The organism is Pseudomonas sp. TH31, assembly GCF_016650815.1.
In the GTDB taxonomy this organism is placed as follows: Bacteria; Pseudomonadota; Gammaproteobacteria; order Pseudomonadales; family Pseudomonadaceae; genus Aquipseudomonas.
This window is the reverse complement of record NZ_JAEKEZ010000006.1, coordinates 222937-248829: the sequence shown is the minus strand read 5'-3', so window position 1 is coordinate 248829 and position 25893 is coordinate 222937. Positions and strand designations below refer to the sequence as shown.

19 protein-coding genes, 2 pseudogenes and 1 riboswitch are annotated in these 25893 nt (G+C 59.6%); of the genes and pseudogenes, 9 read left to right on the top strand and 12 right to left on the bottom strand.

From position 1 onward, the window contains the following. Positions 1-143: 143 nt before the first annotated feature. The gene (locus JFV26_RS04210) at positions 144-1550 is read right to left on the bottom strand and encodes an adenosylmethionine--8-amino-7-oxononanoate transaminase (RefSeq protein WP_201189995.1); all 1407 of its coding nucleotides are present in this window, start codon (positions 1548-1550) and stop codon (positions 144-146) included. A 223-nt stretch (positions 1551-1773) separates the two neighbouring features. Here JFV26_RS04210 and JFV26_RS04205 point away from each other — a divergent pair, with 223 nt between their 5' ends. The 3 genes from JFV26_RS04205 to JFV26_RS04195 all read left to right on the top strand — a co-directional run bounded on the left by JFV26_RS04205 (position 1774) and on the right by JFV26_RS04195 (position 4996). Beyond that, the gene (locus JFV26_RS04205) at positions 1774-3558 is read left to right on the top strand and encodes a flavin monoamine oxidase family protein (RefSeq protein WP_201189994.1); all 1785 of its coding nucleotides are present in this window, start codon (positions 1774-1776) and stop codon (positions 3556-3558) included. 262 nt (positions 3559-3820) lie between these two features. After that, positions 3821-4372, top strand: coding sequence for a cytochrome b (locus JFV26_RS04200; RefSeq protein WP_201189993.1), 552 nt, complete (start codon positions 3821-3823; stop codon positions 4370-4372). 30 nt (positions 4373-4402) lie between these two features. After that, positions 4403-4996, top strand: a complete 594-nt coding sequence (locus JFV26_RS04195) for a YceI family protein (RefSeq protein ID WP_201189992.1) — start codon at positions 4403-4405, stop codon at positions 4994-4996. 492 nt (positions 4997-5488) lie between these two features. Here JFV26_RS04195 and JFV26_RS04190 read toward each other — a convergent pair whose 3' ends face one another. From JFV26_RS04190 to ahcY, 4 genes and pseudogenes are all read right to left on the bottom strand, one after another. Next, positions 5489-7378 (bottom strand): DEAD/DEAH box helicase, encoded by a 1890-nt coding sequence (locus tag JFV26_RS04190; RefSeq protein WP_201189991.1) that lies wholly within the window; start codon positions 7376-7378, stop codon positions 5489-5491. 222 nt (positions 7379-7600) lie between these two features. After that, positions 7601-8416, bottom strand: a complete 816-nt coding sequence (locus JFV26_RS04185; RefSeq protein WP_201189990.1) for a substrate-binding periplasmic protein — start codon at positions 8414-8416, stop codon at positions 7601-7603. Between the two features lie 191 nt (positions 8417-8607). After that, positions 8608-9452 (bottom strand): annotated as a pseudogene (metF, locus tag JFV26_RS04180) (methylenetetrahydrofolate reductase [NAD(P)H]). A 172-nt stretch (positions 9453-9624) separates the two neighbouring features. Continuing rightward, positions 9625-11034 (bottom strand): adenosylhomocysteinase, encoded by a 1410-nt coding sequence (ahcY, locus tag JFV26_RS04175; protein ID WP_201189989.1) that lies wholly within the window; start codon positions 11032-11034, stop codon positions 9625-9627. A gap of 23 nt (positions 11035-11057) precedes the next feature. After that, positions 11058-11156: riboswitch (S-adenosyl-L-homocysteine riboswitch) on the bottom strand. A 198-nt stretch (positions 11157-11354) separates the two neighbouring features. On the opposite strand from ahcY, the gene JFV26_RS04170 reads away from it, so the two are divergent. Further along, entirely contained in the window at positions 11355-11759 is a 405-nt protein-coding gene (locus JFV26_RS04170) for an acyl-CoA thioesterase (protein WP_201189988.1), read from the top strand. 171 nt (positions 11760-11930) lie between these two features. After that, entirely contained in the window at positions 11931-12818 is an 888-nt protein-coding gene (locus JFV26_RS04165) for a formate/nitrite transporter family protein (protein WP_201189987.1), read from the top strand. On the opposite strand, the gene JFV26_RS04160 is transcribed toward JFV26_RS04165, so the two are convergent. Both JFV26_RS04160 and JFV26_RS04155 read right to left on the bottom strand, forming a co-directional pair. Beyond that, complete coding sequence (locus JFV26_RS04160; protein ID WP_201189986.1) at positions 12819-14084, bottom strand: cation:proton antiporter; 1266 nt, start codon at positions 14082-14084, stop codon at positions 12819-12821. A gap of 150 nt (positions 14085-14234) precedes the next feature. Then, positions 14235-15404 carry an MFS transporter gene (locus JFV26_RS04155; protein WP_201190669.1) on the bottom strand — a complete coding sequence of 390 codons (1170 nt, stop codon included), beginning with the start codon at positions 15402-15404 and terminating at the stop codon, positions 14235-14237. Positions 15405-15688: 284 nt separating this feature from the next. Here JFV26_RS04155 and JFV26_RS04150 point away from each other — a divergent pair, with 284 nt between their 5' ends. Further along, complete coding sequence (locus tag JFV26_RS04150) at positions 15689-16522, top strand: EamA family transporter (protein WP_201189985.1); 834 nt, start codon at positions 15689-15691, stop codon at positions 16520-16522. 40 nt (positions 16523-16562) lie between these two features. Then, positions 16563-16946, top strand: coding sequence for an MAPEG family protein (locus tag JFV26_RS04145; protein WP_201189984.1), 384 nt, complete (start codon positions 16563-16565; stop codon positions 16944-16946). A gap of 102 nt (positions 16947-17048) precedes the next feature. On the opposite strand, the gene mltA is transcribed toward JFV26_RS04145, so the two are convergent. After that, positions 17049-18218 carry a murein transglycosylase A gene (mltA, locus tag JFV26_RS04140; protein WP_201189982.1) on the bottom strand — a complete coding sequence of 390 codons (1170 nt, stop codon included), beginning with the start codon at positions 18216-18218 and terminating at the stop codon, positions 17049-17051. A 128-nt stretch (positions 18219-18346) separates the two neighbouring features. Between mltA and JFV26_RS04135 the strand changes: the two genes are divergently transcribed. Further along, on the top strand, positions 18347-18796 hold the full coding sequence (locus JFV26_RS04135; RefSeq protein WP_201189981.1) for a c-type cytochrome: 450 nt from the start codon (positions 18347-18349) through the stop codon (positions 18794-18796). 64 nt (positions 18797-18860) lie between these two features. Here JFV26_RS04135 and JFV26_RS04130 read toward each other — a convergent pair whose 3' ends face one another. The 4 genes and pseudogenes from JFV26_RS04130 to JFV26_RS04115 form a co-directional block, all read right to left on the bottom strand. Beyond that, on the bottom strand, positions 18861-19256 hold the full coding sequence (locus JFV26_RS04130; protein ID WP_201189979.1) for a DUF1090 domain-containing protein: 396 nt from the start codon (positions 19254-19256) through the stop codon (positions 18861-18863). 99 nt (positions 19257-19355) lie between these two features. Beyond that, positions 19356-21028, bottom strand: a pseudogene (gene ligB, locus JFV26_RS04125) (NAD-dependent DNA ligase LigB). A gap of 207 nt (positions 21029-21235) precedes the next feature. Then, positions 21236-22426 (bottom strand): methionine adenosyltransferase, encoded by a 1191-nt coding sequence (metK, locus tag JFV26_RS04120; RefSeq protein ID WP_123404278.1) that lies wholly within the window; start codon positions 22424-22426, stop codon positions 21236-21238. An 18-nt stretch (positions 22427-22444) separates the two neighbouring features. Then, positions 22445-23440, bottom strand: a complete 996-nt coding sequence (locus tag JFV26_RS04115) for an ArsR/SmtB family transcription factor (RefSeq protein ID WP_201189978.1) — start codon at positions 23438-23440, stop codon at positions 22445-22447. A 260-nt stretch (positions 23441-23700) separates the two neighbouring features. Here JFV26_RS04115 and tkt point away from each other — a divergent pair, with 260 nt between their 5' ends. After that, positions 23701-25698 carry a transketolase gene (tkt, locus tag JFV26_RS04110; RefSeq protein ID WP_201189972.1) on the top strand — a complete coding sequence of 666 codons (1998 nt, stop codon included), beginning with the start codon at positions 23701-23703 and terminating at the stop codon, positions 25696-25698. The last annotated feature ends 195 nt before the right edge of the window (positions 25699-25893 follow it).

Here is a 25893-nt window from a genome sequence, read left to right as displayed (position 1 = left end):
GGGTGTGAATCATTTGAATGGGTGGTGCTCTCTGTGGGAGCGAGCCTGCTCGCGAAGAGGTCGGCACATTCAACAATGATATCGACTGGTCTAACGTCTTCGCGAGCGGGCTCGCTCCCACATTGGTTGCATCGTGCGGTCTGTTAGCCCGGATCACGGAAGCCTGGGTGGAAGTCCTGCGGTACGGCGACGCTGACGCTATTGCGGGTCGCGATATCGATCCCTTCACTGGCCACTTCGGCCAAAAAGTCGATCTGCTCCGGCGTAATCACGTACGGCGGCAGGAAATACACCACGCTGCCCAGCGGTCGAAGTAAAGCACCGCGCTCCAGCGCATGCTTGAACACTTTCAAACCACGTCGCTCTTGCCACGGATAGGCTTCCTTGGTGGCCTTGTCCTTGACCATCTCGATGGCCAGCACCATGCCGGTCTGGCGCACTTCCGCGACGTTCGGGTGATCTACCAGATGCGCGGTGGACGTCGCCATGCGCTGCGCCAGGGCCTTGTTGTTCTCGATAACGTTGTCTTCTTCGAAGATATCCAGCGTCGCCAATGCCGCCGCGCACGCCAGCGGATTGCCGGTGTAGCTGTGGGAGTGCAGGAAGGCGCGCAGGGTCGGGTAATCGTCGTAGAACGCGCTGTAGACATCATCGGTGGTCAACACCGCGGCCAACGGCAGGTAGCCGCCGGTCAGGGCCTTGGACAGGCAGAGGAAGTCCGGGCGGATGCCGGCCTGTTCGCAGGCGAACATCGTCCCGGTGCGGCCGAAGCCGACGGCGATTTCGTCGTGGATCAGGTGCACGCCATAGCGGTCGCAAGCCTCGCGCAGCAGTTTCAGGTACACCGGGTGGTACATGCGCATGCCGCCCGCGCCTTGAATCAGTGGCTCGAGGATCACGGCGGCGACGGTGTCGTGGTTCTCGGCCAGGGTCTGTTCCATGGCGGCGAACATGTTGCGCGAGTGTTCTTCCCAGCTCATGCCTTCAGGGCGCAGATAGCAGTCCGGGCTCGGCACCTTGATGGTGTCCATCAGCAGGGCTTTGTAGGTTTCGGTGAACAGCGGCACGTCGCCGACTGCCATCGCCGCCATGGTCTCGCCGTGGTAGCCATTGGTCAGGGTGACGAAACGCTTTTTGTTCGGCTGGCCGCGGTTGAGCCAGTAGTGAAAGCTCATTTTCAGCGCGACTTCGATGCAGGACGAACCGTTATCGGCGTAGAAGCACCGGGTCAGGCCTTCCGGGGTCATCTTCACCAGGCGCTCGGACAGCTCGATCACCGGCTGATGGCTGAAACCGGCGAGGATCACGTGTTCCAGTTGATCGACCTGGTCCTTGATGCGCTGGTTGATCCGCGGGTTGGCGTGGCCGAACACGTTGACCCACCAGGAACTGACGGCGTCGAGGTAGCGTTTGCCTTCGAAGTCTTCCAGCCAGATGCCTTCACCGCGCTTGATCGGGATCAGCGGCAGCTGTTCGTGGTCTTTCATCTGGGTGCAGGGGTGCCACAACACGGCCAGGTCCCGTTGCATCCACTGATTATTCAGGCCCATTTACAGTCTCCTCGAGGCGGTCCGCGGCAGGCGCGGGCAAACAATCGCGCTAGCCTATGCAATGCATCGCGCCGGGACAACCCATTGTGTCGATTGAGCTACTTTGTAGGGGGCAGTAGACGTCGCTGGCGGCGTTTTGATGGCTAACGTATTCTTCGCGGTTCTTTGGGCCGTTTGGCCCGTAAAACTGCTTTTTTCTCGTGTATTTTCCGGAGTTCGCTGAATGTCTGCTGGTTGGCTGCGCGCCTGTGCGCTGGTGATGTTGGGGCTGTTCAGCGTTTCGGCGCTGGCCAAGGATAAAACCGCGATCGTGATCGGCGGCGGGCTTTCGGGCCTGACCGCCGCTTATGAGCTGCAAAACAAAGGCTGGCAGGTCACCGTGCTGGAAGCCAAGCCCAGCCTGGGCGGTCGCTCCGGCATGGCCACCAGCGAGTGGATCGGCAACGACAAGACCCAACCGGTCCTGAACAAATACGTCTCGACCTTCAAGCTGGGCACCACGCCGGCCCCTGAATTCGTGCGCACGCCAAGCTACCTGATCGACGGCGAATACTTCACCGCCGCGGACCTTGCGACCAAGCAGCCAGCCACTGCCGATGCACTCAAGCGCTACGAAAAGACGCTGGATGATCTGGCGAGCTCGATCACTGATCCGCAGAACCCGGCGGCCAACAGCACACTGTTCGCCCTGGACCAGATCAACGTGTCCAACTGGCTCGATCGCCTGAACCTGCCGGCCACGGCTCGTCAGTTGGTGAATCAACAGATTCGTAGCCGTTATGACGAACCTTCGCGCCTGTCGCTGCTGTATTTCGCACAACAGAGCCGTGTGTACCGTGGCATTTCCGACCGTGACCTGCGCGCTGCGCGCCTGATCGGTGGCAGCCCGGTGCTGGCCCAGGCCTTCGTCAAACAGCTGAAAACCATCAAGACCAACTCCCCGGTCTCTTCGGTCATCCAGGACAAGGACGGCGTGACCGTCAAAGTCGGCAGCGTCGGCTACCAGGCGGATTACGTTGTGTTGGCGGTGCCATTGCGTGCACTGAGCAAGATCGACATGATCCCGGCGCTGGATGCCCAGCACATGGGCGCGATCAAAGGCACCAACTACGGTTGGCGTGACCAGATCATGCTGAAGTTCAAGACGCCGGTATGGGAAAGCAAGTCGCGGATGTCCGGTGAGATTTACAGCAACGCCGGTCTGGGCATGCTGTGGATAGAGCCGGCGCTGAAGGGCGGCGCCAACGTGGTGATAAATATTTCCGGCGACAACGCACGGGTGATGCAGGCCTTCGGCGACAAGCAGATGGCCGATCAGGTACTGATTCGCCTGCACGCGTTTTACCCACAGGCCCGCGGCTCGTTCACCGGTTATGAAATCCGCCGCTACAGCACCGACCCGTCGATGGGCGGCGCTTACCTGGCCTTCGGTCCGGGTCAGATCAGCAAGTACTGGCGTCTGTGGGAGCGTCCACTGCAACGCGTAGCCTTTGCGGGTGAACACACCGACACCTTGTACCCAGGCACCCTGGAAGGTGCATTGCGCACTGGTGAACGTGCGGCCAGTCAGGTTGAAGACCTCGCAGCAGGCAAGTCGTTTGAGCCGGTGAAAGTTGTTCCGGCGGCGGTAGCGACTGCGGCGGCGGGCGCGGTAGTGGCGAAGAAAGGTAATTTCTTCACCAATCTGTTCGGTGGTTCCGACGACAAACCAGCACCGGCCAAGGCGCCAGAGCCAGTAACGCCTGCTCCGGCACCCGCGCCAGTACCTGCGCCAGCTCCTGCACCGGTTGAAACACCTAAGCCTGCAGCACCGGTGAAAGCCGAGCCGGCCAAAAAAGCAGCGGCCAAACCGGCGGCGAAGAAGCCTGCGACTAAAACCGAGGCCAAAAAGGCTGCGGCCAAACCGGCAGCGAAGAAAGCCGAGCCCGCGAAGAAACCGGCGGCCAAGCCTGCCGCAACCGCCCCGGCAGCAACGACCCCGGTAGCCACTGACACTAAAGCGCAGTAAGCGTTGGGACTAAAGAAACGCGGCGTAAATGCCGCGTTTTTTTATGCCCGAAGAAAACCGACATCAAGCATCGAATAAACCTGAACGCCGAGGTGTTCTTTGGTAGGTGTTCATTTTTTATTGCACATTGGTCTTTAATCTCTCCTTAACTTGGCTATTTCAGACTCTTGATCGTATTTCTCGATATTTCAAAGCGAAATTTTCCGCTTTAAATCGATAGATAACTCGATAGTCTTGGGCCAGCACTTACAGGGACTCGGCAATGCAACTACGAAACTCTACTTCTCGCTATGGCTGGGTCAGCATCTTTCTGCACTGGGGCATAGCGCTGGCAGTGTTCGGTATGTTCGCCTTGGGCCTGTGGATGGTCGATCTCGGCTACTACGACCCTTGGCGCAAGGCAGGCCCGGATATCCACAAGAGCATCGGTTTGCTGCTACTTGGGTTCATGGTGTTGCGCGTGTTGTGGCGCTTCATCAGCCCACCGCCGCCAACTCTGACCAGCTATAGCCGCATGACGCGCCTTGGCGCCAAGTTCGGCCATGGTTTTCTGTACCTCTGTTTGTTCGCTGTGATGATTGCCGGTTACCTGATTTCCACCGCAGAAGGCGTCGGGATTCCGGTGTTTGACTGGTTTGAAGTACCTGCACTGGTTTCCGGACTACCGGATCAGGCAGATACCGCCGGTGCGATTCATCTGTATCTGGCGTGGGCACTGGTAATTTTTTCCGGTCTCCATGCGTTGGCAGCATTGAAGCACCACTTTATCGACCGTGATGTGACTCTGAAACGAATGCTCGGTCGCAAGGCCTGACATTCCACTAGCCCCCTAGGAATACAAAACATGTTGAAGAAGACTCTCGCCGCTCTGGCAATCGGTTCTGCTCTGCTGTCCGCTAACGTAATGGCCGCTGACTACACCGTCGACAAACAAGGCCAGCACGCCTTCGTCGACTTCAAGATCAGCCACCTGGGTTACAGCTACATCACCGGTACTTTCAAGGACATCGACGGCAAGTTCAGCTTTGACGCTGCCAAGCCGGAAGACAGCAAGATAGAGTTCAACGTGAACACCGCCAGCGTTTTCACTAACAATGCCGAGCGCGACAAGCACATCTCCAGCAAAGACTTCCTGGAAGTGGATAAATTCGCCAAGGCCACGTTCGTTTCCACCAGCGTCAAAACCACCGGCAAGAATGCCGATGGCAAAGTTACTGCCGACGTGGCGGGTGATTTGACTATCCACGGCGTGACCAAGCCAATCGTGGTCAAAGCCACGTTCCTGGGTGAAGGCAAGGATCCATGGGGCGGCTACCGTGCCGGTTTCGAAGGCACCACCAGCATCAAGCGCTCTGATTTCGGCAAGATGATGGACCTGGGTCCACAGTCCGACGCTGTTGATCTGTACATCACGTTTGAAGGTGTTAAAGCGAAGTAATGCTGAGACCGTAGGAGCTGCCGCAGGCTGCGATCTTTTAAGATCAAAAGATCGCAGGCTTAGCCAGCTCCTACAAAAGCTTTTCGCTGCGCCCACAAAAACGCCCCCGATCTCACGATCGGGGGCGTTTTTTATTGCCTGCCAAAATCTCCATGACCGCCGCAAACCCCAAGTGGGAGCGGGCTTGCTCGCGAATGCGGTTGAGCATTCAACATTGATGTCGACTGACACGACGCCTTCGCGAGCAAGCCCGCTCCCACATTTGATCCCTGTCGTACACAAAATCTGTGTTCACTGAAGATCCATTGTGGGAGCGAGCTTGCTCGCGATGGGGGATTAACATTCCGCATCTCTACTGACTGTTTTAACGCTATCGCGAGCAAGCTCGCTTCCGCAGGGGATCTCCGGTGGGTTGGGGATTTATGTTCATCCCGGAAAACAAAAATGCCCCGGATCTCGCGATCCGGGGCATTTTTTGGTTACTTCAAAAACTTAGCGATTGCGGGTCAGCAACGCTGGCTTCTCGCCGCGCGGACGGCCTGGCAGTTGATCCAGTTGCTCTGGAGTCGGGAAACGATCGGTTTTCGACTCTTTATGGATAATCTTCGGTGCCGGGCCACGCGGGTTCTGCACGGCGGGTTCCGAACGAGGCTGGTCGTCGGTACGGGCCGGGCGGCGGTTGCGGGACTCTTCGCGACGGGCCTGACCGTCACGTGGAGCGCCGTTGCGTGGGCCACTGCGCTTGGCCGGCGGCGTGCCGGTGGTTGCGCCGTCGCTGCTGCGCGGGCCGCTTTGACGACCTTGTGGCTTGCCGCCGGTGCGTGGAGCACCTGCGCCGGCGCCAGCAGCGGCCGTGCCTTGTGCCGGAGTACTCGGACGACGACCACGACCCTGGGCCGGTTTGGCTTGAGGCACGTAGTCAACACGGTTGCCGAAGTTATCCACGTCATCGTCCAGGAACTCGTCCGGAGCACGATCAGCGGCGGCAGCGCGTGGTGCCGGACGCTGTTGTTCGCGAGCGGGGGTGCCTTCGCGCGGCTTGTGTTCACGAGCCGGACGATCGCCACGGCCAGTGGCAGCAGGTTTTTCCTTGCCGCCCTTGTCCTTGCCTTTGTCTTTACGACCGCCGCCACCGCCAGTGCCATTCGGACCGTCGCCGCGCGGGCCACGTGGGTTGCGCGGGTTACGCACATCCGGACGCTCGCGGACTTCAGGCTTCTCGGCTTCTACAGCGCTGGAGTCGAAGCCCATCAGGTTGCCGTCGGCAATCTTCTGCTTGGTCATGCGCTCGATGCTTTTCAGCAGCTTTTCTTCGTCCGGGGCAACCAGAGAGATGGCCTCGCCCGAACGACCGGCACGGCCAGTACGGCCGATACGGTGCACGTAGTCTTCGTCGACGTTCGGCAGTTCGAAGTTGACCACGTGTGGCAACTGGTCGATGTCGAGGCCGCGAGCGGCGATGTCGGTGGCGACCAGGATGCGCACTTCACCGGCCTTGAAGTCGGCCAGGGCTTTGGTGCGAGCGTTCTGGCTCTTGTTACCGTGGATTGCGACGGCGCTGAGGCCGTGCTTGTCCAGGTACTCGGCCAGGCGGTTGGCGCCGTGCTTGGTACGGGTGAAGACCAGAACCTGTTCCCAGGCGCCAGCAGTAATCAGGTGCGCCAGCAGCGAACGCTTGTGGCTGGCCGCCAGGCGGAATACGCGCTGTTCGATACGCTCGACCGTGGTGTTCGGCGGCGTAACTTCGATGCGTTCCGGGTTGTGCAGCAATTTGCCGGCGAGGTCGGTGATGTCTTTGGAGAAGGTCGCCGAGAACAGCAGGTTCTGGCGTTTGCTCGGCAGACGGGCAAGGACCTTTTTCACGTCATGGACAAAGCCCATGTCGAGCATGCGGTCGGCTTCGTCCAGCACGAGGATTTCCACGTGGGACAGGTCGACGCTGCCTTGGCCTGCGAGGTCGAGCAGGCGGCCAGGGCAGGCCACCAGCACGTCAACACCACGGGACATGGCCTGAACCTGAGGGTTCATGCCGACGCCGCCGAAAATGCAGGCGCTGACGAACTTCAGGTCACGGGCATAGACCTTGAAGCTCTCGTGTACTTGCGCCGCGAGTTCGCGGGTAGGGGTCAGAACCAGCACGCGCGGTTGGCGCGGGCCGTGACGCTGGGATTTGTCCGGGTGACCGTTAGGGAACAACCGCTCCAGAATCGGAAGGGCGAAGCCGCCGGTTTTACCAGTACCTGTCTGTGCCGCGACCATCAGGTCGCGACCTTGCAACACGGCGGGAATGGCCCGCTGTTGCACCGGAGTAGGCTCGGTATAGCCCGCTGCCTCGATGGCGCGGACTAAAGCCTCGGAGAGACCGAGGGAAGCAAAGGACATGAGTAATCCTGTTTTAGTTAGGGCTTGGCCCAATGGGAGTCTTGCCTGGCGCGAATGGCGTTTAAGAGGACGCAATCCCGTCCGGTCCTGCTGGGGCTTGACGGCTCGTCTGGAGCGCTCGCGCGGGCTGAAAAGCTGCGCTGTAGCGGGGTCGAGATGCCTTGAACAAGTCCGAGCGTCCGGGCGTGAGCCTGGCGGGAAGGCCGGAGTATAACAGAGCAATCACTGCGCGCCGCTTTCCTGCTGCTCAACGGTTTTTGCGCGGGTGGCGCTGGCGCTTGTCGCTTGCACATCGGGAGCCGGGCTGGCGCCATAGCGAGCGCTCAGCTCAGCGTAGGCGGGCTCGCGCTTGAAGCGCTTGAGCTCGGCCCCGAAACGCTGCACCAGCAAATCCATGCCGGCGTTGCGGCGTACCGCCAGGTATTGGCTCTGGTGGCTGATGACCGTGGGGTTTTCGGTGATCTGATCACGAATGTTCAGCTCATCCAGCAGATGCTGGCCGACCCGCCGGTCGGTGATCAACAGGTCGATGCGCCCGCGTACCAGTTTGCCGAAGTTGGCTTCATGGGTCGGCGCCGGCTCGCGGGTAAACAGCGTCGAGTCGCTGAAGTCCGCGCTGTAGAGATAACCCGGCGAGGTGCCAATGGTCAGGCCTTTCAGATCGTCGAGTGTGCTGAACGGATGAGGGCGTTCATTGGCGTAGAACATCACGAACTGGACTTCCGAGAGCGGTTCGCTGGGGTAGAGCAGGGTGGCATCGCGTTCGTCGCTGTGGAAGATGTCCAGTGCGCCGTCGGCCTGGCCGGTGTCGAGCATCGACAGGCAGCGCTTCCAGGGCAGGAACTGCCATTCCACTTCGATGCCCAGGCGATTGAATACAATGGCGGTGGTTTCGTAGTCCAGGCCCAGGGATTTGCCGTTTTCCTCATACACGTACGGTGCCCATGGTTCTGTGACAATGCGCAATTTCTCGCCCCGGGCGGCAAAGCTCAGGCAAGTGAAAAGAAGCAGGGTCATGAACTGCGCGATCAAAGGCATGACTTGAGATTACGACGAGAAACCGGAAAGAGCCAGAAACTGGCTTCAGAAGCTCTAACTCAGTGTGTTGCTGCCCAATAAAGGGGCGCTGAACGCAAAAGATCGCAGGCTTCGCCAGCTCCTACATGGGATTGCGTACACCCTGTAGGAGCTGCCGAAGGCTGCGATCTTTGATCTTGCTTTAACGCTTTTTACCGCGGCAACTTCAGGTTGTTCCACACCGCCAGGCTCGGCTCAGCCTGGTTCAGCGTGTAGAAATGCAACCGGGAGCGCCACCTTGCAGCAGGCGTTCGCACATCTCGGTGATGACTTGCTCACCAAAGCCTTGAATGCTCTGGGTGTCGTCGCCGTAGGCTTCCAGCTGCTTGCGGATCCAGCGCGGGATTTCCGCACCGCAGGCATCAGAGAAGCGCGCGAGTTTGCTGTAGTTGGTGATCGGCATGATCCCCGGCACGATCGGGATGTTCACACCCGCTGCCCGTACACGCTCGACGAAGTAGAAGTAGCTGTCGGCGTTGAAGAAGTACTGGGTGATCGCACTGTCGGCGCCAGCGTTGGCCTTGCGCACGAAGTTGGCGATATCGTCTTCGAAATTGCGCGCCTGCGGATGCATTTCCGGGTAAGCGGCGACTTCGATGTGGAAATGATCGCCGGTCTCTTCACGAATGAATTCAACCAGGTCGTTGGCGTGGCGCAGTTCACCGCTGGCCATGCCCATGCCCGAAGGCAGGTCGCCGCGCAGGGCAACGATACGGGTGATGCCGGCTGCCTTGTATTGTGTCAGCAGGCCGCGCAGGTCGTCCTTGCTGTCGCCAACGCAAGACAAATGCGGTGCGGCAGGGACTTTTACTTCGCTTTCAAGCTGCAACACGGTGTTGATGGTGCGATCACGGGTAGAACCGCCAGCGCCATAGGTGCAGGAAAAGAAATCGGGGTTATAAGTCGCCAGTTGACGGGCAGTGGCGAGCAGTTTTTCATGCCCAGCATCGGTCTTGGTCGGGAAGAACTCGAAGCTGAAGCGACGATCTTGGGACATGGTCATATCCTTGGTAACTCGTAAGCCGGACGCTGCCCCTGTAGGAGCTGCCGCAGGCTGCGATCTTTTAAGATCAAAAGATCGCAGCCTGCGGCAGCTCCTACAAAAGCGGTCAAGCAGCGCCAGTCAGGCAGCGCGGTGTGCCAGGCGCACCGCGTCGACGCTCAGCCGATCAGTAGCGGTAAGCGTGCGGCTTGAACGGACCTTCGACAGTCACGCCGATGTAGTCGGCCTGGGTCTTGGTCAGTTGAGTCACAACGCCGCCGAAACCGCGGACCATTTCCAGGGCCACTTCTTCGTCGAGTTTCTTCGGCAGTACTTCAACGGTCAGGCGCTCAGCTTTTTGGGCTGGCGACAGGTCGGCGTACTTTTGACCGAACAGGAAAATCTGAGCCAGTACCTGGTTGGCGAACGAGCCGTCCATGATGCGGCTTGGGTGACCGGTGGCATTACCCAGGTTAACCAGGCGGCCTTCGGCCAGCAGGATCAGGTAGTCGTCGTTCTGGGCGTCGAACGCGCCAGGACCGGTACGGTGGATCTTGTGAACCTGTGGCTTCACTTCTTCCCATGCCCAGTTCTTGCGCATGAAAGCGGTGTCGATTTCGTTGTCGAAGTGGCCGATGTTGCAGACAACGGCGCGCTTCTTCAGGGCTTTGAGCATGTTCGAGTCGCAAACATTGACGTTGCCGGTGGTGGTCACGATCAGGTCGATCTTGCCCAGCAGCGCTTTGTCGATGCTGGCTTCGGTGCCGGTGTTGATGCCGTCGATGAATGGCGAAACCAGTTCGAAACCGTCCATGCAGGCTTGCATGGCGCAGATCGGGTCGACTTCGGAGACTTTAACGATCATGCCTTCCTGACGCAGGGACTGGGCCGAGCCCTTGCCCACGTCACCGTAACCGATGACCAGCGCTTGCTTGCCGGACAACAGGTGGTCGGTACCGCGCTTGATTGCGTCGTTCAGGCTGTGACGGCAGCCGTACTTGTTGTCGTTCTTGCTCTTGGTCACCGAGTCGTTGACGTTGATGGCCGGGATTTTCAGCTCGCCCTTGGCCAGCATGTCCAGCAGGCGGTGAACGCCGGTGGTGGTTTCTTCGGTAACGCCGTGGACGCGGTCCAGGATCGCCGGGTATTTCTTGTGCAGCAGCTCGGTCAGGTCGCCGCCGTCGTCGAGGATCATGTTGGCATCCCATGGCGTGCCATCTTTCAGGATGGTTTGCTCCAGGCACCACTCGTACTCTTCTTCGGTCTCGCCTTTCCAGGCGTAAACCGCGATGCCGGCAGCGGCGATAGCGGCGGCGGCCTGATCCTGAGTCGAGAAAATGTTGCAGGACGACCAACGTACTTCGGCACCCAGGGCAACCAGGGTTTCGATCAGCACGGCAGTCTGAATGGTCATGTGGATGCAGCCGAGAATCTTGGCGCCTTTGAGCGGCTGCTCACCGGCGTACTTGCGGCGCAGACCCATCAGGGCTGGCATTTCGGATTCGGCGATGATGGTTTCGCGACGACCCCAGGCAGCCAGGGACATGTCGGCCACTTTGTAATCGGTAAAATCTGCGGGCGTGATAACAGCGCTCATGATGAGCCTCCATTCGTAATGTATGCGAATGGGCGCCGTTGTGCGTTTAGTGTCTGGCCTGGGCCAGTCAACGCCCCATCCGAGCCTGACAGGTCGAACCTGCTGCAGCGCCCCTCGGACAGGTGGCGGGAAAACGGTATCAGTGCAAAGTTACCGTTCTGAAACGGTGGCGATTATAGCGGGCTATTCTTATCTTCCAAAGCCTTTCTGTTGATCAATCTCTGAACGGTAATCGAGACCATAGTGGATGCTTAATAGAGCTCTAGGTCGGGCTCTGCCATCATGGCGCCCACCATTCGGCCAGACGCTCAGGAGTGAACATGAATTTCCACACCCGCAAATGGGTAAAACCCGAAGACCTCAACCCCAACGGCACGCTGTTCGGCGGCAGCCTGTTGCGCTGGATCGACGAAGAAGCAGCGATCTACGCCATCGTCCAGCTGGGCAATCAACGCGTGGTGACCAAGTACATTTCCGAAATCAACTTTGTCAGCGCCTCGCGCCAGGGCGACATCATCGAACTGGGCATCACCGCCACCGAGTTCGGCCGCACCTCAATCACGCTGACCTGCGAAGTGCGCAACAAGATCACTCGCAAAAGCATCCTGACCGTAGAGAAGATGGTCTTCGTGAATCTGGGCGAAGACGGCTTGCCCGCACCGCACGGCCGGACCGAGATCATGTACGTCAAAGACCAGTTCAAGGGTGATGGCATCAGCGAGTAATGCGAGCCCCGTAGGAGCTGCCGAAGGCTGCGATCTTTTGATCTTGATCTTCGGTGACAACGCCAAAGTCAACGTCAAAATCAAAAGATCGCAGCCTTCGGCAGCTCCTACAGAACGGAATCCGAACCCCGCGTGTCGTACTTAAATGACACGCCACGGTTGCGGAGCTCCATGGACACTCAAAAAGACGGCAAAACCCCGAACCTCTCGGCTGAAGAACAACACGAAGCCGACCGCAACCAGCCGCCTCGCGCGGCGGTGCTGCACGAAATCATCCGCACCCAGGGCGATCAGGAACTCGAGCGCAGTGTCGCCGCGCTCTGGTGGTCAGCCCTCGCTGCCGGCCTGACCATGGGCCTGTCGCTAATGGCCATGGGGCTGCTCAACTCCCGCCTGCCTGCCGGTGACGGCTTCAAGGTGATTGCCAGTTTCGGCTACTGCGCCGGTTTTCTCGCGGTCATTCTGGCGCGCCAGCAACTGTTCACCGAAAACACCCTGACGGCCGTGCTGCCGATCATGAGTAAACCCACACTGAGTAATGTCGGTCGGCTGCTGCGGTTGTGGAGCGTGGTGCTGTTCGGCAACCTGTGCGGCACGTTGCTGGTGGCTTACGTAATGTTGCACCTGCCGATTTTCGACACCAAGACCGACCTGGCCTTCCTCGATATCGGTCGCAAAATCATGGAAAACAGCGCCAGCCAGATGTTTTCCAAAGGCATCATTTCCGGCTGGATGATCGCCACCATGGTCTGGATGATTCCGTCCATGGAAAGCGCCAAGATGTTGATCATCATCCTCATCACCTACCTGATGGCGCTGGGGGATTTCACCCACATTGTCGTCGGTTCGGCGGAAGTGTCGTATCTGGTGTTTGCCGGCGAGTTGCCGTGGCAGGATTTCTGGCTGGTGTTTGCCGGGCCGACGCTGGCGGGCAACATCATTGGCGGCAGCTTCATCTTTGCGCTGATCAGCCATGCGCAGATTCGCAGCGAAAGCGGCGCGCCGAAGAAGTCTGCGGATCAGGCCGCAGAGCCCGAGCCGCAGAAGATCAAAAAATGATCAGTGATGCTCAGCCTGGGCCGTTGGCGCAGGCTCGTCCCTGGTCACGTGCTTGACCAGTTTGCCGATGCTCAAGCCCTGCAACAGGATCGACGACAGCACCACGATGTAGGTGATGCTCAAAATCAGATCGCGCTCCGGACCCAGCGGCAATGCCAAGGCTAACGCCACCGACACACCACCGCGCAAACCACCCCAGGTCAGAATCCGGATTGTCCCGCGCGGAACCGTGCGCCAACGCCGCAGCAGCATGATGGCCGGCGCCACGGTCAGCAGGCGCGAGAGCAGGATCGCCAACGCCAGCAAGCTCGCGGCCAGCACGTGCAGCCAGTTGAACGGCAGCAGCAACAGCTCCATGCCAATCAGCGCGAACAGCAGGGCGTTGAGCATGTCATCGAGCAGTTCCCAGAAACCGTCCAGGTACTTTCGGGTCATGTCGTTCATCGCCAGGTTGCGGCCCAGGTTACCGATGATCAGGCCGGCGACCACCATCGCGATCGGTGCGGAAACGTGCAGCTCCGAGGCCATGGCCGAGCCGCCGATCACCAGCGCCAGGGTCAGCATCACTTCGATCTGATGCTGCTCGATACTCTTGATCATCAGGTACACCAGATAACCAATCAGCCCGCCAAACACCACGCCGCCAATCGCCTCGTGGGCGAACAGCATGGCCGTGGCGCCGACGGTCGGGGTTTCGCCCAATTGCGCGATGCCCAGCAACACGGTGAACACCACGACGGCCGTGCCGTCATTGAACAGCGACTCGCCGACGATGGTGGTTTTCAGTGGCTTTGACGCATTGGCGGTCCGCAGCACGCCGAGCACCGCAATCGGGTCGGTCGGGGAAATCAGCGCGCCGAACAACAGGCAGTAAAGGAAGCTCACGTGCCAGCCGAACAGGGCAAAAATGTAATAGGCGAGGCTGCCGATTACAGCCGTGGCGATCAACACACCGAACGTCGCCAGCAAGCCGATGGGCCAGCGGTAGCTGCGCAGGTCATTGAGGTTGACGTGCAGGGCGCCGGCGAACAGCAGGAAGGACAGCATCCAGTTCATCAGCAGATCGCCGAAATCGATCTGGCCGATCAGCTGTTGCACGCGCTCTTCCAGACCGGGATAGCCGATGAAGCTCAGGCCTTGCAACAGCAGGGAAAACATTAGCGCGGTGACCATGACGCCGATGGTCGGGGGCAGGCCGATGAAGCGGAAATTCACGTAGGTGAGCAGGGAGGTGAGGCAGATAAACGCAGCGACAAGTTCAAGCATCCGGGGTCCTTTGGATGGGGGAGGAAAAATGGGGTTGGGTCGTTACACGGCGTCGACTTCTTCGCGAGCAGGCTCGCTCCCACATGGACAGCGCATGTCCTGTGGGAGCGAGCCTGCTCGAGAAAGCAATGTCACGGGCGACTCAATGACTTAGCCGGACACATTGACCGCAGACGCGCCCCGGCGTTGCAGATAGATGTAGAAAAGTGCCGTCAGCACCGTCAACCCACTGACCAGCGCGCCCGTCCACGGCAAGTCCGCGAGGTCCGCGCCACTGGCAACCACCAGCCCGCCAATCCACGCACCGGCCGCGTTGCCGAGGTTGAATGCGCTTTGGTTCAACGTTGAGCCGAGATTTGGCGCCTCATGCGCCTGATCGATAATCAGCAATTGCAGAATCGGGCACAGGGCAAACGCAAATATGCCCCATAGCACCAACGTAATCGCCGCCGGAATCACCGAGTGGCTGGTCTGGCTGAACGCCGCTAACACCACCGCGACAGCCAGCGCCATGCCGACCAGCGAAGGTAGCAAACGACTGTCCGCCAACCGGCCGCCGAGCATACTGCCCGCGGTCAGGCCTACGCCGAACAACAGCAGCATGATGGTGATGCCGTGCGGGCTGACGCCGGTGATGTCTTGCAGGATCGGCGCGATGTAAGTGAACACGCTGAACAGACTGGTGGACGCCAGCACGCTCATGCCCAGGGCCAGCAGCACATTGACCTTGCCCAGCACCTTGAACTCGCTGGCCAGGTTGGCCTTGTCCATGGCGATGTCTTTCGGCAACCACACCCACTGGGCAATGGCGGCGATCACGCCAATCACCGACACCGCCCAGAACGTCGAGCGCCAACCGGCATATTGCCCGAGCGCCGTGCCCAATGGCACGCCGAGCACGTTGGCCAGGGTCAAGCCGGTGAACATCATGGCAATCGCCTGGGCCCGTTTGTTTGGTGCCACCAAGCCTGCCGCGACCACCGAGCCGATGCCGAAAAAGGCACCGTGGCACAACGCGGTGACCACCCGCGCGGCCATCAGCGTCGCGTAGTTCGGCGCCAGGGCGCAGAGGATGTTGCCGAGGATGAACATCAACGTCATCCCCAGCAGCGTGGCTTTGCGCGGCATGTTGGCGGTGCCGATCGCCAGGATCGGTGCGCCGAACACCACGCCCAGGGCGTAGCCGGTGATCAGCAGGCCGGCGTGGGGAATGCTCACGGCGAGGTCGCGGGCGACATCGGGCAGCAAGCCCATGATGACGAATTCAGTGGTGCCGATGCCGAACGCGGCAACAGCAAGGGCAAGCAAGGCGAGTGGCATGCGCAAGGTCTCGTCGGTAGTCTTGACGCTCTGATCAGGCATACGCAGGCCGACGACCGTGCTCGATGAGCGCGGGCGGTGGCAGAAATTATTGGTATTGGTCTGTGCGCAACTGAGTGCGGCGTGGTCGCTTGCAGTATAAACAGCTGCGGACATATGGCGAATCAATTATCTGACCGGCTTCTTGTAGGAGCATGGCTTGCCCGCGATGACGGCCTCGAGAACGCCATCGCGGGCAAGCCATGCTCCTACAGGGGCGAGGAGGTCAAAAAAAGGAGTAAGCCGTGCTTGCAACAGTGTTGGTGTTGGTGGCGGCGCTGTTGCACGCGGCGTGGAATACCCTGATCAAATTCAGCGCCGAACGGCTGTTGGTCGTGGCTTGCATGGACAGCGTGGCGATGCTGTTTGTCGCGGTGATGCTGCCGTTCGTGAGTCTGCCGCCGATGGAAATCTGGCCATGGATTCTGGCGTCGGCGGCGTTCGAGCTGCTCTATCGTTATCTATTGATTCAGGCCTATCGAGTCGGTGACCTGGGGTTGGTCTATCCGCTGATGCGCGGCTTGTCGCCATTGGTGGTGCTGGCGTTGACACTGATCTTCGCCGGTGAAGTGCTGACGAATCAGCAGATATTCGGCATTTTGCTGATCCCGTTCGGCATGCTGTGCCTGCTCTGGCAGGGCGGAGGCGGTGCGCGGCTGCCGTGGTCGATGCTGCCGGTGGTGGCGCTGATCGGTCTGTGTATCGGCTGCTACACCTTCATCGATGGCCAGGCGTTACGGCGCTGGTCTCATCCGCTGGACTATCTGGTCTGGGTCACGCTGCTCAGCGCCTGGCCGTTCCCGTTGCTGGCGTTGGTACGCAAGCGGCCGGCGTTCATGTTGTTCTGGCGTGAACAGTGGTGGCTGGGGTTGGCGGTCGGGTTCTGTGTGTTGTTCAGCTACGCTTTGGTGCTGTGGGCGATGCAACTCGGTTCGATTGCCGAGGCGGCAGCGCTGCGTGAGATCAGTGTGATTCTGGTGGTGCTGTTTGGCATGCGCTATCTGAAAGAACCTTTCGGCCGGCCACGGCTCTTAGCTTGTGGGCTGGTGCTGATCGGCATGCTGGTGATGAAATTTTGACGACCCCCACATTTCTAAAAACTGAAGAAGGGACTGCTTTATGACGGTTGCTCTGTGGTGCGTGATGATTGCGATTTTCCTGCCTTATATCTGCACGGGCGTCGCCAAGGCCAGTGGCGGGTTTGGGTTGAAAGACAACCATGATCCCCGGGACTTTCTCGAGTCGCTTAATGGTTTGGGTCGGCGTGCGCATGCGGCGCAGTTGAACAGTTTTGAAGTGACTCCGGCGTTCGCGGCGGCAGTGATCGTGGCGCATTTGGTGGGGACGGCGCAGTTGGTGACGGTTAACGTGCTGGCGGTGCTGTTTATCACCAGCCGCCTGCTGTACATCATTTGCTACCTGGCGGACTGGGCGATTTTGCGGTCGCTGGTGTGGTTTGTGGGGATGGGGTTGATTGCCAGTTTCTTTTTTGTGTCGATCTGAGATCAAGATCAAAAGATCGCAGCCTGCGGCAGCTCCTACGGGGGATCGATGTTGCAAACACGGTCCATGTAGGCGCTGGCGAAGCCTGCGATCTTTTGATTTTTAAGGTGTATCGGCCACCTGCGGCACTTGCGGTAACGCCGCGCCTTTTGGCCACAACATCCAGATCTGCCCTTGCTGTTTCATGTCTCCGGCCAGTTGCCCGGCCGCCTCGCCTGTGCCCCAGAACAAGTCCGCGCGAACCTCGCCAGCAATCGCACCGCCGGTATCTTGAGCTGCCACCGGGCGTACCAGTGCGGTGCCGTCCGGTTTAGTGGTCGATAACCACAACAGGCTGCCCAGCGGAATCACCTTGCGATCCACCGCTGCGCTGTAACCCGCAGTCAGTGGTACGTTCAGCGAACCACGCGGCCCTTCATTGCTATCCGGATTACGGGTGAAAAACACGTAGCTCGGGTTGCTGCCCAGCAGTTGCGGAATACGAGACGGATTCGCTTTAGCCCAAGTGCTGATAGCGTCCATGGTCACGTCTTCTTTTTTCAGCTCGCCCTGATCCACCAGCCAGCGCCCGATCGGTCGATAGGGGTGGCCGTTCTGGTCGGCATAAGCGATGCGCAGTTGACGGCCGTCGTCGAGCTGGATACGCCCGGAGCCCTGGATTTGCAGGAACTGCAGGTTCATCGGGTCGGTCAGCCAGGCAACGACCGGTGCCTTGACCCCTTTGCTCTCGATGGTGGCGGCGTCGTCATAAGGCTTGAGCACGCGACCTTCGAGTCGCCCGCGCAGGCGTTTGCCCTTGAGTTCCGGGTAAATACTGTCCAGGGACACAATGATCATGTCCTCGGGCACGCCGTACACCGGGATGTTCGCTACTTCAGTCTGGGTCAGGCTGCCGGGGTACACCGGTTCGTAGTAGCCGGTGATCAGGCCGTTGGGATTGTCATTGGCGGCACGCAGGCCGTAGACCTCCAGGTTCTGCTTGAGGAAACCACGAATGTCATCGGCGGTTTGCGGCACCGTCGCGGATGCCGCGCAGGTCGATCCCCAGACCGGGTCGGCCTTGAGTCGGGTGCAGGCGCTGCGCCAGGAACCGAAGCCGGCCACCAGGTCGTTGTCTGACACGGCCGGTAGCGCTTCCCACGTGGCGCTGGTGTAAGTGGCCAGCGCGTGGGTTTTCGGCTTGTTGTCGTCCCCGGTGCAGCCTGCGAGCACGGCCACCATCGGAAGGGTCCAGGCCAGGCGATATTGCCAAGCCTTGAAACGGCTGTTCATGGAGTAATTCCTTTGACGGTTGCCTGAGTGCTCCATGCGCTCAAGCAACCCTTATTGATAATAGGGCTATTGGTCTTTAACGATGACGCGAGGATACTGGCCGCCGTTCCCCGTGACCTGAAGCCACCATGACTCTTAAAAGACTTTCTGTTGTATTGCTGGCCTGCCTGACTCTGTCCGCCTGCGGCGGTGTTGACCCGAACTCGCCGTTGGGTCAGCGCAAGGCGATTTTCAAACAAATGCTCAAGACCGGCGAAGACCTGGGTGGCATGTTGCGTGGACGCATTCCGTTCGACGGGCCGAAATTTGCCGACGGTGCGGTGAAGCTCGATTCGCTGTCCCACGAACCGTGGAAACATTTCCCGCAAGTACGCGAGGAAGATCACACCAGCGCCAAGGACTCTGTGTGGCAGCAGCAGGCACGCTTCCAGGAAATGGCCCGCAACCTTGAAGGCGCCACCGGTGAGTTGGTGGTTGCCAGCAAGGTTCAGCCTTACCAGGCCAGCAACCTTGGGCCAGCGGTGCAGAAAGTCGAAGATGCCTGCAGTGCGTGCCATAAACAGTTTCGGGATCATTGATTTTTAAAAGATCGCAGGGTAGGAGCTGCCGAAGGCTGCGATCTTTTGATCTTTAAACGATTTTTTATTTATCCAATTCGTCCAACGCATCCTGCAATTGCTTGCGGGAATCGGCGAGTTTGTCTTTGCGTTTGTTGATCTTGTCGGCGTCGCCTTTTTTCATGGCCTTGTCGAGATCAGCCTGACGCTTGCTGACTTCATGCTTGGCGTCGAGCACCTTGTTTTCACGTTCTTTCTTCAGGGAGGCGTCGGTGCAGTGGGCGGTGACTTCGCTCAGGGCTCTCTCCAGTCCGGCCTGCTGATCGGCGTTGCCGTGGCTCTTGGCCAGTTCGATCTGGTTGACGATGCCCTGTTTTTTGGCCGCGCAGCCGGTCAGTTCCGGGATTTCTTCAGCAGCCATCAGTGGAGCGGCCAGCACGCTGCAAAGGGTCAGCAGGGCGAGCGGTGAAAGAAATTTCATAAAAGCTCCATGCGAAGAGGCAATCGGGTCGATGTGGCAATGGGCTGTTTGAGCGCAGCGCCACCATTGGGTTCCCAGGCTGACAGGCATTGTTGGTCGCTAAAAACCGTCAACCCCCGCAATGCGTAATGTTTCACTCAAGGCCAGGACCTGCGGATCGCGGAAAAACGCGCTCAATTGCGCTGCGCGTCCTGGGCTGATGCCTGCCTCGGCCTGCCATTGTTCGTTGCTGCGTTGCGCCAATGCCTGCCATGAATCGGCAAGCCGTGCCTGGCCCGTCGGTGGCAAGCCCAGGGCTTTGAGCCAGCGAGCGAAGGGCCGTTGCCGGGCGCTTGCAAAGCTGTTTAAAAGACGAGCACTGCGGTGCTCGCCGAAGCCGGCAATGTTAGCAAGCTCTTGAGCATCGAGGGTCAACCAATCCAGCAGGCTGTTGAGGCGGCCTGTTTCGAGAAGTTTCTCCCAGGCGCCGGGACCAACATGGGGCAGGGCCAGGCCCTGCTTGCCGCTGAGCCAGGTCAGCCGCGCGAGGAATTGACTCTCGCACCCAGGTGTCGGCTGCCAGCAGCTCAATGGATGAAAATCCGACGCCAACGGTGCGTGCACTTCAGGGCGTTCGGTGCTGCGCAGCACCACGCCGTCGAGCCTGGGAATGGTCAGGCCTGCGAGGCTGATGGCCACCTGATCCCCGGGGCGAATGTCCATTTGCTCCCAGCGCTGCAGCGAACTGACACTCACACGCCTGATCTGCCGGTCATCGAGCTTCACCGGCGAAAGCTCCAGTACCGGCGTGATCCGCCCGGTCCGGCCGATCTTGAAGTTGACCTTTCGCACCTCGGCCAGCGCCTGGGCAAAGGGGTACTTCCAGGCGACGCTCCAATAAGGTGGCCGGGGCTGCCAGCGCTCGGCGGGTGGGCGCTGACTCCGGCGCAGGACAACGCCATCGCTGGCAAAGGGCAGCGGCGAGCGATACCAGTGATCGCGCCAGCGCTGCGCATCGGCAAATGTGCTGATCGGTTGGCTGTATGGCTGGGTGGTCGCAAACCCCATTTCATCCAGCGCTGCCACCCGGGCCGGCAGACTTGCAGGGCCTTGTGGCCAGTCCCAGACAAAAATCCGATCCCGGCGGCCTGCTCGGCACTCAGTGACTTGCGCGCCATCAACCCGGCCACGTTGGCGCGGGCATTGAGGCTGCCGTCCTTGGCTTGTACGTGATCGCTCAGGCGCCAATAGAGTTCACCTTGCAGCAACACATCCAGCGGTTGTGTGAGTTGTTGGGGGATACCGGCGATCTGGCTTGCCGAGACGGTCCAGTCCTGGCCGTTTATTCCGTCGCCGCGACTGATCGCTTGATGCAGCCGACCGTTGCGGTAAATCAATGACACCGCCACGCCATCGACCTTGGGTTGAATCCAGACGTCCTCGCGGTTGCGCAGCCAGTCTTCGACGGCAGGTTCGTCGTGCAGTTTTTCCAGGCCGGTGTGGACGATCGGGTGAGGCACCTTGCCGCGCGCCGTCCGCAGCGGTTCGACGGATGAGCCGAGGTTGAAGCAATTGCGCCATTGCGTCAGCCGCACGCGGGACTGGTCGTAGAGTTCGTCGGCGATCAGTGAGCGGCCGTTGCGGTGGTAGCTGTCATCCCAGAGGTCGATTTTTTCTTGCAGGGTGGTGATTTCGGCTAGGGCGCGGGTGGGTGGCCAGTCGGGGCATTCGGTGGCGTTGGTGGTCAGGGATGTCAGCAGGAGGGCGAAAAACAGGTGCAGGTTGGGGCGCATCGAGAGCGTCCTTGCTCATTGGGATGCTGGAAGGCTAGTTGGTCTTCAAATGTTGTGGTCGGGGGGTGTTTTGCGGGGTGTTTCGAGAGAGTTAAGATCAAAAGATCGTCCTGAAATAGGTTTACACCCATTTCAGGACGAGACATTCATCATAAAAAAGCCCCGCACGGCGAACCGTGCGGGGCTTTTGGTACCGCCAGGGAAGTCTTACAGGCCGGCAGCCAGACGCAGGTCGTCGGCGCGGTCGGTTTTTTCCCAGGTGAAGGTGGTGAAAGTATCTTCGCCAACAGTCTTGGTTTGCGGGGTGCGACCGAAGTGGCCGTACGCTGCGGTTTCCTGGTACATCGGGTGCAGCAGGTCGAGCATGGTGGTGATTGCGTATGGACGCAGGTCGAACACTTCGCGAACCAGTTTGACGATTTTGTCATCGCTGATTTTGCCAGTGCCGAAGGTGTTCAACGAGATCGACGTAGGCTGAGCCACACCGATCGCGTAGGAAACCTGAATCTCGCAACGCTCGGCCAGGCCGGCCGCAACGATGTTCTTGGCCACGTAACGACCGGCGTAGGCCGCCGAGCGGTCAACCTTCGATGGATCTTTACCGGAGAACGCGCCGCCGCCGTGGCGAGCCATGCCGCCGTAGCTGTCGACGATGATCTTGCGACCGGTCAGGCCGCAGTCGCCAACCGGGCCGCCGATGATGAACTGGCCAGTCGGGTTGATGTGGAACTGGGTGTCCTTGGACAGCAGCTCGGCAGGCAGTACGTGCTTGACGATCAGTTCCATCACGCCTTCGCGCAGGTCTTTGTACGACACTTCAGGGTTGTGCTGGGTCGACAGTACAACGGCGTCGATACCGACAACCTTGCCGCCTTCGTAACGGCAAGTCACTTGCGACTTGGCGTCCGGGCGCAGCCAAGGCAGCAGGCCGGATTTACGGGCTTCGGCCTGGCGCTGAACCAGTTGGTGCGAGAAGGTGATCGGTGCAGGCATCAGCACGTCGGTTTCGTTACTGGCGTAGCCGAACATCAGGCCCTGGTCGCCGGCACCCTGATCTTCAGGCTTGGCACGGTCAACACCCTGGTTGATGTCAGGGGACTGCTTGCCGATGATGTTCATCACGCCGCAGGTCGCGCCGTCGAAGCCGACGTCGGAGCTGTTGTAGCCGATATCGAGAATCACGTTACGGACGATGTCTTCCAGGTCGACCCAGGCCGACGTGGTGACTTCACCTGCGATGATGGCTACGCCGGTTTTGACCATGGTTTCGCACGCCACGCGGGCGAACTTGTCTTCAGCAATGATGGCGTCCAGCACTGCATCGGAAATCTGGTCGGCGATTTTATCCGGATGCCCTTCAGACACGGACTCGGAGGTGAAGAGGGAGTATTCGCTCATCTCGATGTTTTCCTGAATTTACCGATGGTGAGTGTCGCCAGCCGGTCGCTGAAAATGGCGGACCTGGATCTGGAAACCATTGCGTAAGCCTACATAGAGGCTTTCCCCGGGAACGAGTCCCGCAGCGGTGGCCCAACGGGCCAAATCGTCCTGTTCAAACCCCAACCACAGATCACCGCAGGCCTCCCTGGCCCAACTCTGGTTGTGGCTACATAACTCTGTCACTAACAGGCTACCGCCTGGTTGCAGCAAGCCGGCCATGTGCTTGAGCGCTTCGGCCGGCGCGGCAAAATGGTGCAGCACCATGTTCAGTACAACGCAATCGGCGGTAAGGCTTACACCGTTCAGTGCATCGGCCAATTGCAGGCTGACATTAGTCAGCGTTTCACGTTCGCAGACCTGGCGCGCCAGTTCGAGCATCGCCGTGCTGTTGTCCAGCGCGGTCACCTGGGTGAAGCGGCGAGCCAGTTCCGGCAGAAAACCGCCATCGCCTGGGCCAACTTCTATGGCAGTGGCGCCTTCACTGAAACTCAGCTTGTCGAGCAGCGCCACCACGCTTTCGCGGTACTGCGCCAGGCCGGCGATCAAGTCTTGCTGGGCGCGAAACTTCTCCGCTACCCGTGAGAAAAAGTCCTGGCTGGCGGCCGCCCGTTGCCCGTGTACCTGAGCGATCCGCGACTGTACATCGGCCGGCAGGGTCAGGTTATCCACTTCTTCCAGCAAGGCTGCGTGCAGCTTGCCGCCCAGCAGGTCGGTGTGGGGCAGGGCGCGACGGTAGAAAATCGCATTACCTTCACGGCGGGTCGCCACCAGATCGGCCTGGGCCAGCACCTTGAGGTGGTGACTCATGCCGGATTGCCCCATGCCGAAGATCTGCGCCAGTTCCAGCACGCCAAACGAATCGTTGGCCAGCGCGCGCAATACATTCAGCCGCAGAGGGTCGCCGCCGGCCTTGCACAGGGCCGCCAGCTCATCGCAATCGTCATGTTGAATGGAAGGCACACGTAAATTCATAAGGCCAGCAGTCTAGTGACGGTCAGAAAACCCTGCAAGAGCAATATCAAAAAGTTTTGATATTGCTCGATAGATGGCACTTCTCGGGTAAAGGGACCTCATACAAAACGTGTGCGGAAAGGTTTCACCAGGCGAATGCGACTTTATCCGCCGGAAAAACGCCTCCAGATGACTATCTGTCATTGCCCCGAGGCGGGTGGGTGAGGGAAAATACTCGCCTTTTTTCCGTTTCAATTTATTCAAACCTCAGGAGATCAGCGATGCCAAGCCGTCGTGAGCGTGCCAACGCCATTCGTGCCCTCAGCATGGATGCCGTGCAAAAAGCCAACAGCGGCCATCCCGGTGCCCCTATGGGTATGGCGGATATCGCCGAAGTACTTTGGCGTGACTACCTGAAGCACAACCCGAGTAATCCATCGTTCGCCGACCGTGACCGCTTCGTAATGTCCAACGGTCATGGTTCGATGCTGGTCTACTCGTTGCTGCACCTGACCGGCTACGACCTGTCGATCGATGACCTGAAAAACTTCCGCCAACTGCACAGCCGTACCCCGGGTCACCCGGAATTCGGCTACACCCCTGGCGTTGAAACCACCACCGGTCCACTGGGCCAGGGCCTGGCCAACGGTGTGGGTTTTGCCCTGGCAGAAAAAGTCATGGCGGCGCAGTTCAACCGTCCGGGGCATAACATCGTTGACCACCACACCTACGTGTTCCTGGGTGATGGCTGCATGATGGAAGGCATTTCCCACGAAGTCGGCTCCCTGGCCGGTACGTTGGGCCTGGGTAAGCTGATTGCTTTCTACGATGACAACGGCATCTCCATCGACGGCGAAGTCGAAGGCTGGTTCACCGATGACACGCCGAAACGTTTCGAAGCCTACAACTGGCAAGTGATTCGCAACGTCAACGGTCACGACCCGGAAGAGATCAAGATGGCGATCGAAACCGCTCGTAAAAGCACTCAGCCAACGCTGATCTGCTGCAAGACCACCATCGGTTTCGGTTCGCCGAACAAGCAAGGTAAGGAAGACTGCCACGGCGCCCCGCTGGGTGACGCGGAAATCGCTCTGACCCGCAAGGCGCTGAACTGGAACTACGCACCGTTCGAAATCCCGGCCGACATTTATGCCGAGTGGGACGCCAAGGAAGCTGGCCGCGCGACGGAAGCCGAATGGGATCAGCGTTTCGCTGCTTACTCCGCGGCTTTCCCTGAGCTGGCCAATGAGCTGGTTCGTCGTCTGAGCGGTGAATTGCCAGCTGACTTCGCGGAAAAAGCCTCGGCTTATATCGCTGAAGTCGCGGCCAAGGGCGAAACCATCGCCAGCCGTAAAGCCAGCCAGAACGCACTGAATGCCTACGGCCCGCTGTTGCCTGAACTGCTGGGCGGCTCCGCTGACCTGGCCGGCTCCAACCTGACCCTGTGGAAAGGTTGCAAAGGTGTTTCGGCTGAAGACGCCAGCGGCAACTACATGTACTACGGCGTTCGCGAGTTCGGCATGAGCGCGATCATGAACGGCGTGTCCCTGCACGGCGGCCTGGTGCCTTACGGCGCGACCTTCCTGATGTTCATGGAATACGCGCGCAACGCGGTACGCATGGCCTCGCTGATGAAGAAGCGCGTGGTGTTCGTCTACACACACGACTCCATCGGTCTGGGCGAAGACGGCCCGACTCACCAGCCGGTCGAGCAACTGACCAGCCTGCGCAGCACCCCGAACCTCGACACCTGGCGTCCAGCTGATGCCGTTGAATCGGCGGTTTGCTGGAAACTGGCTCTGGAACGCAAGGACGGCCCTTCGGCGCTGATCTTCTCGCGTCAGAACCTGCAGCACCAAACCCGTGATGCCGGCCAGATCGCCGACATCGCCCGTGGCGGTTACGTGTTGAAGGACTGCTCCGGTGAGCCTGAGCTGATCCTGATCTCCACCGGTTCGGAAGTGGGCCTGACGGTTCAGGCTTACGACAAGCTGACCGAGCAAGGTCGCAAGGTGCGTGTTGTTTCGATGCCGTGCACCAGCGTGTTCGATGCCCAGGACGCCGGCTACAAGCAATCGGTTCTGCCGTTGCAAGTCAGCGCCCGTATCGCCATCGAAGCTGCTCACGCGGACTACTGGTACAAGTACGTGGGCCTGGAAGGTCGCGTCATTGGCATGACCACCTACGGCGAGTCGGCGCCTGCGCCAGCCTTGTTCGAAGAGTTCGGCTTCACCCTGGAAAACATCCTGGGTCAGGCTGAAGAGCTGCTGGAAGACTAAGCACGACGCGGTGGCCCTGGCTGCCGCGTTCCCCTGTAGGAGCTGCCGAGAGAAACGAGGCTGCGATCTTTTGATCTTGTTTTTTAAGATCAGGATCAAAAGATCGCAGCCTCGTTTCACTCGACAGCTCCTACCGGCTCCTACCGGCTCCTACAGGGGATTGTGTTGTTAACGAGTATTCGTCTGCCTGCGTCT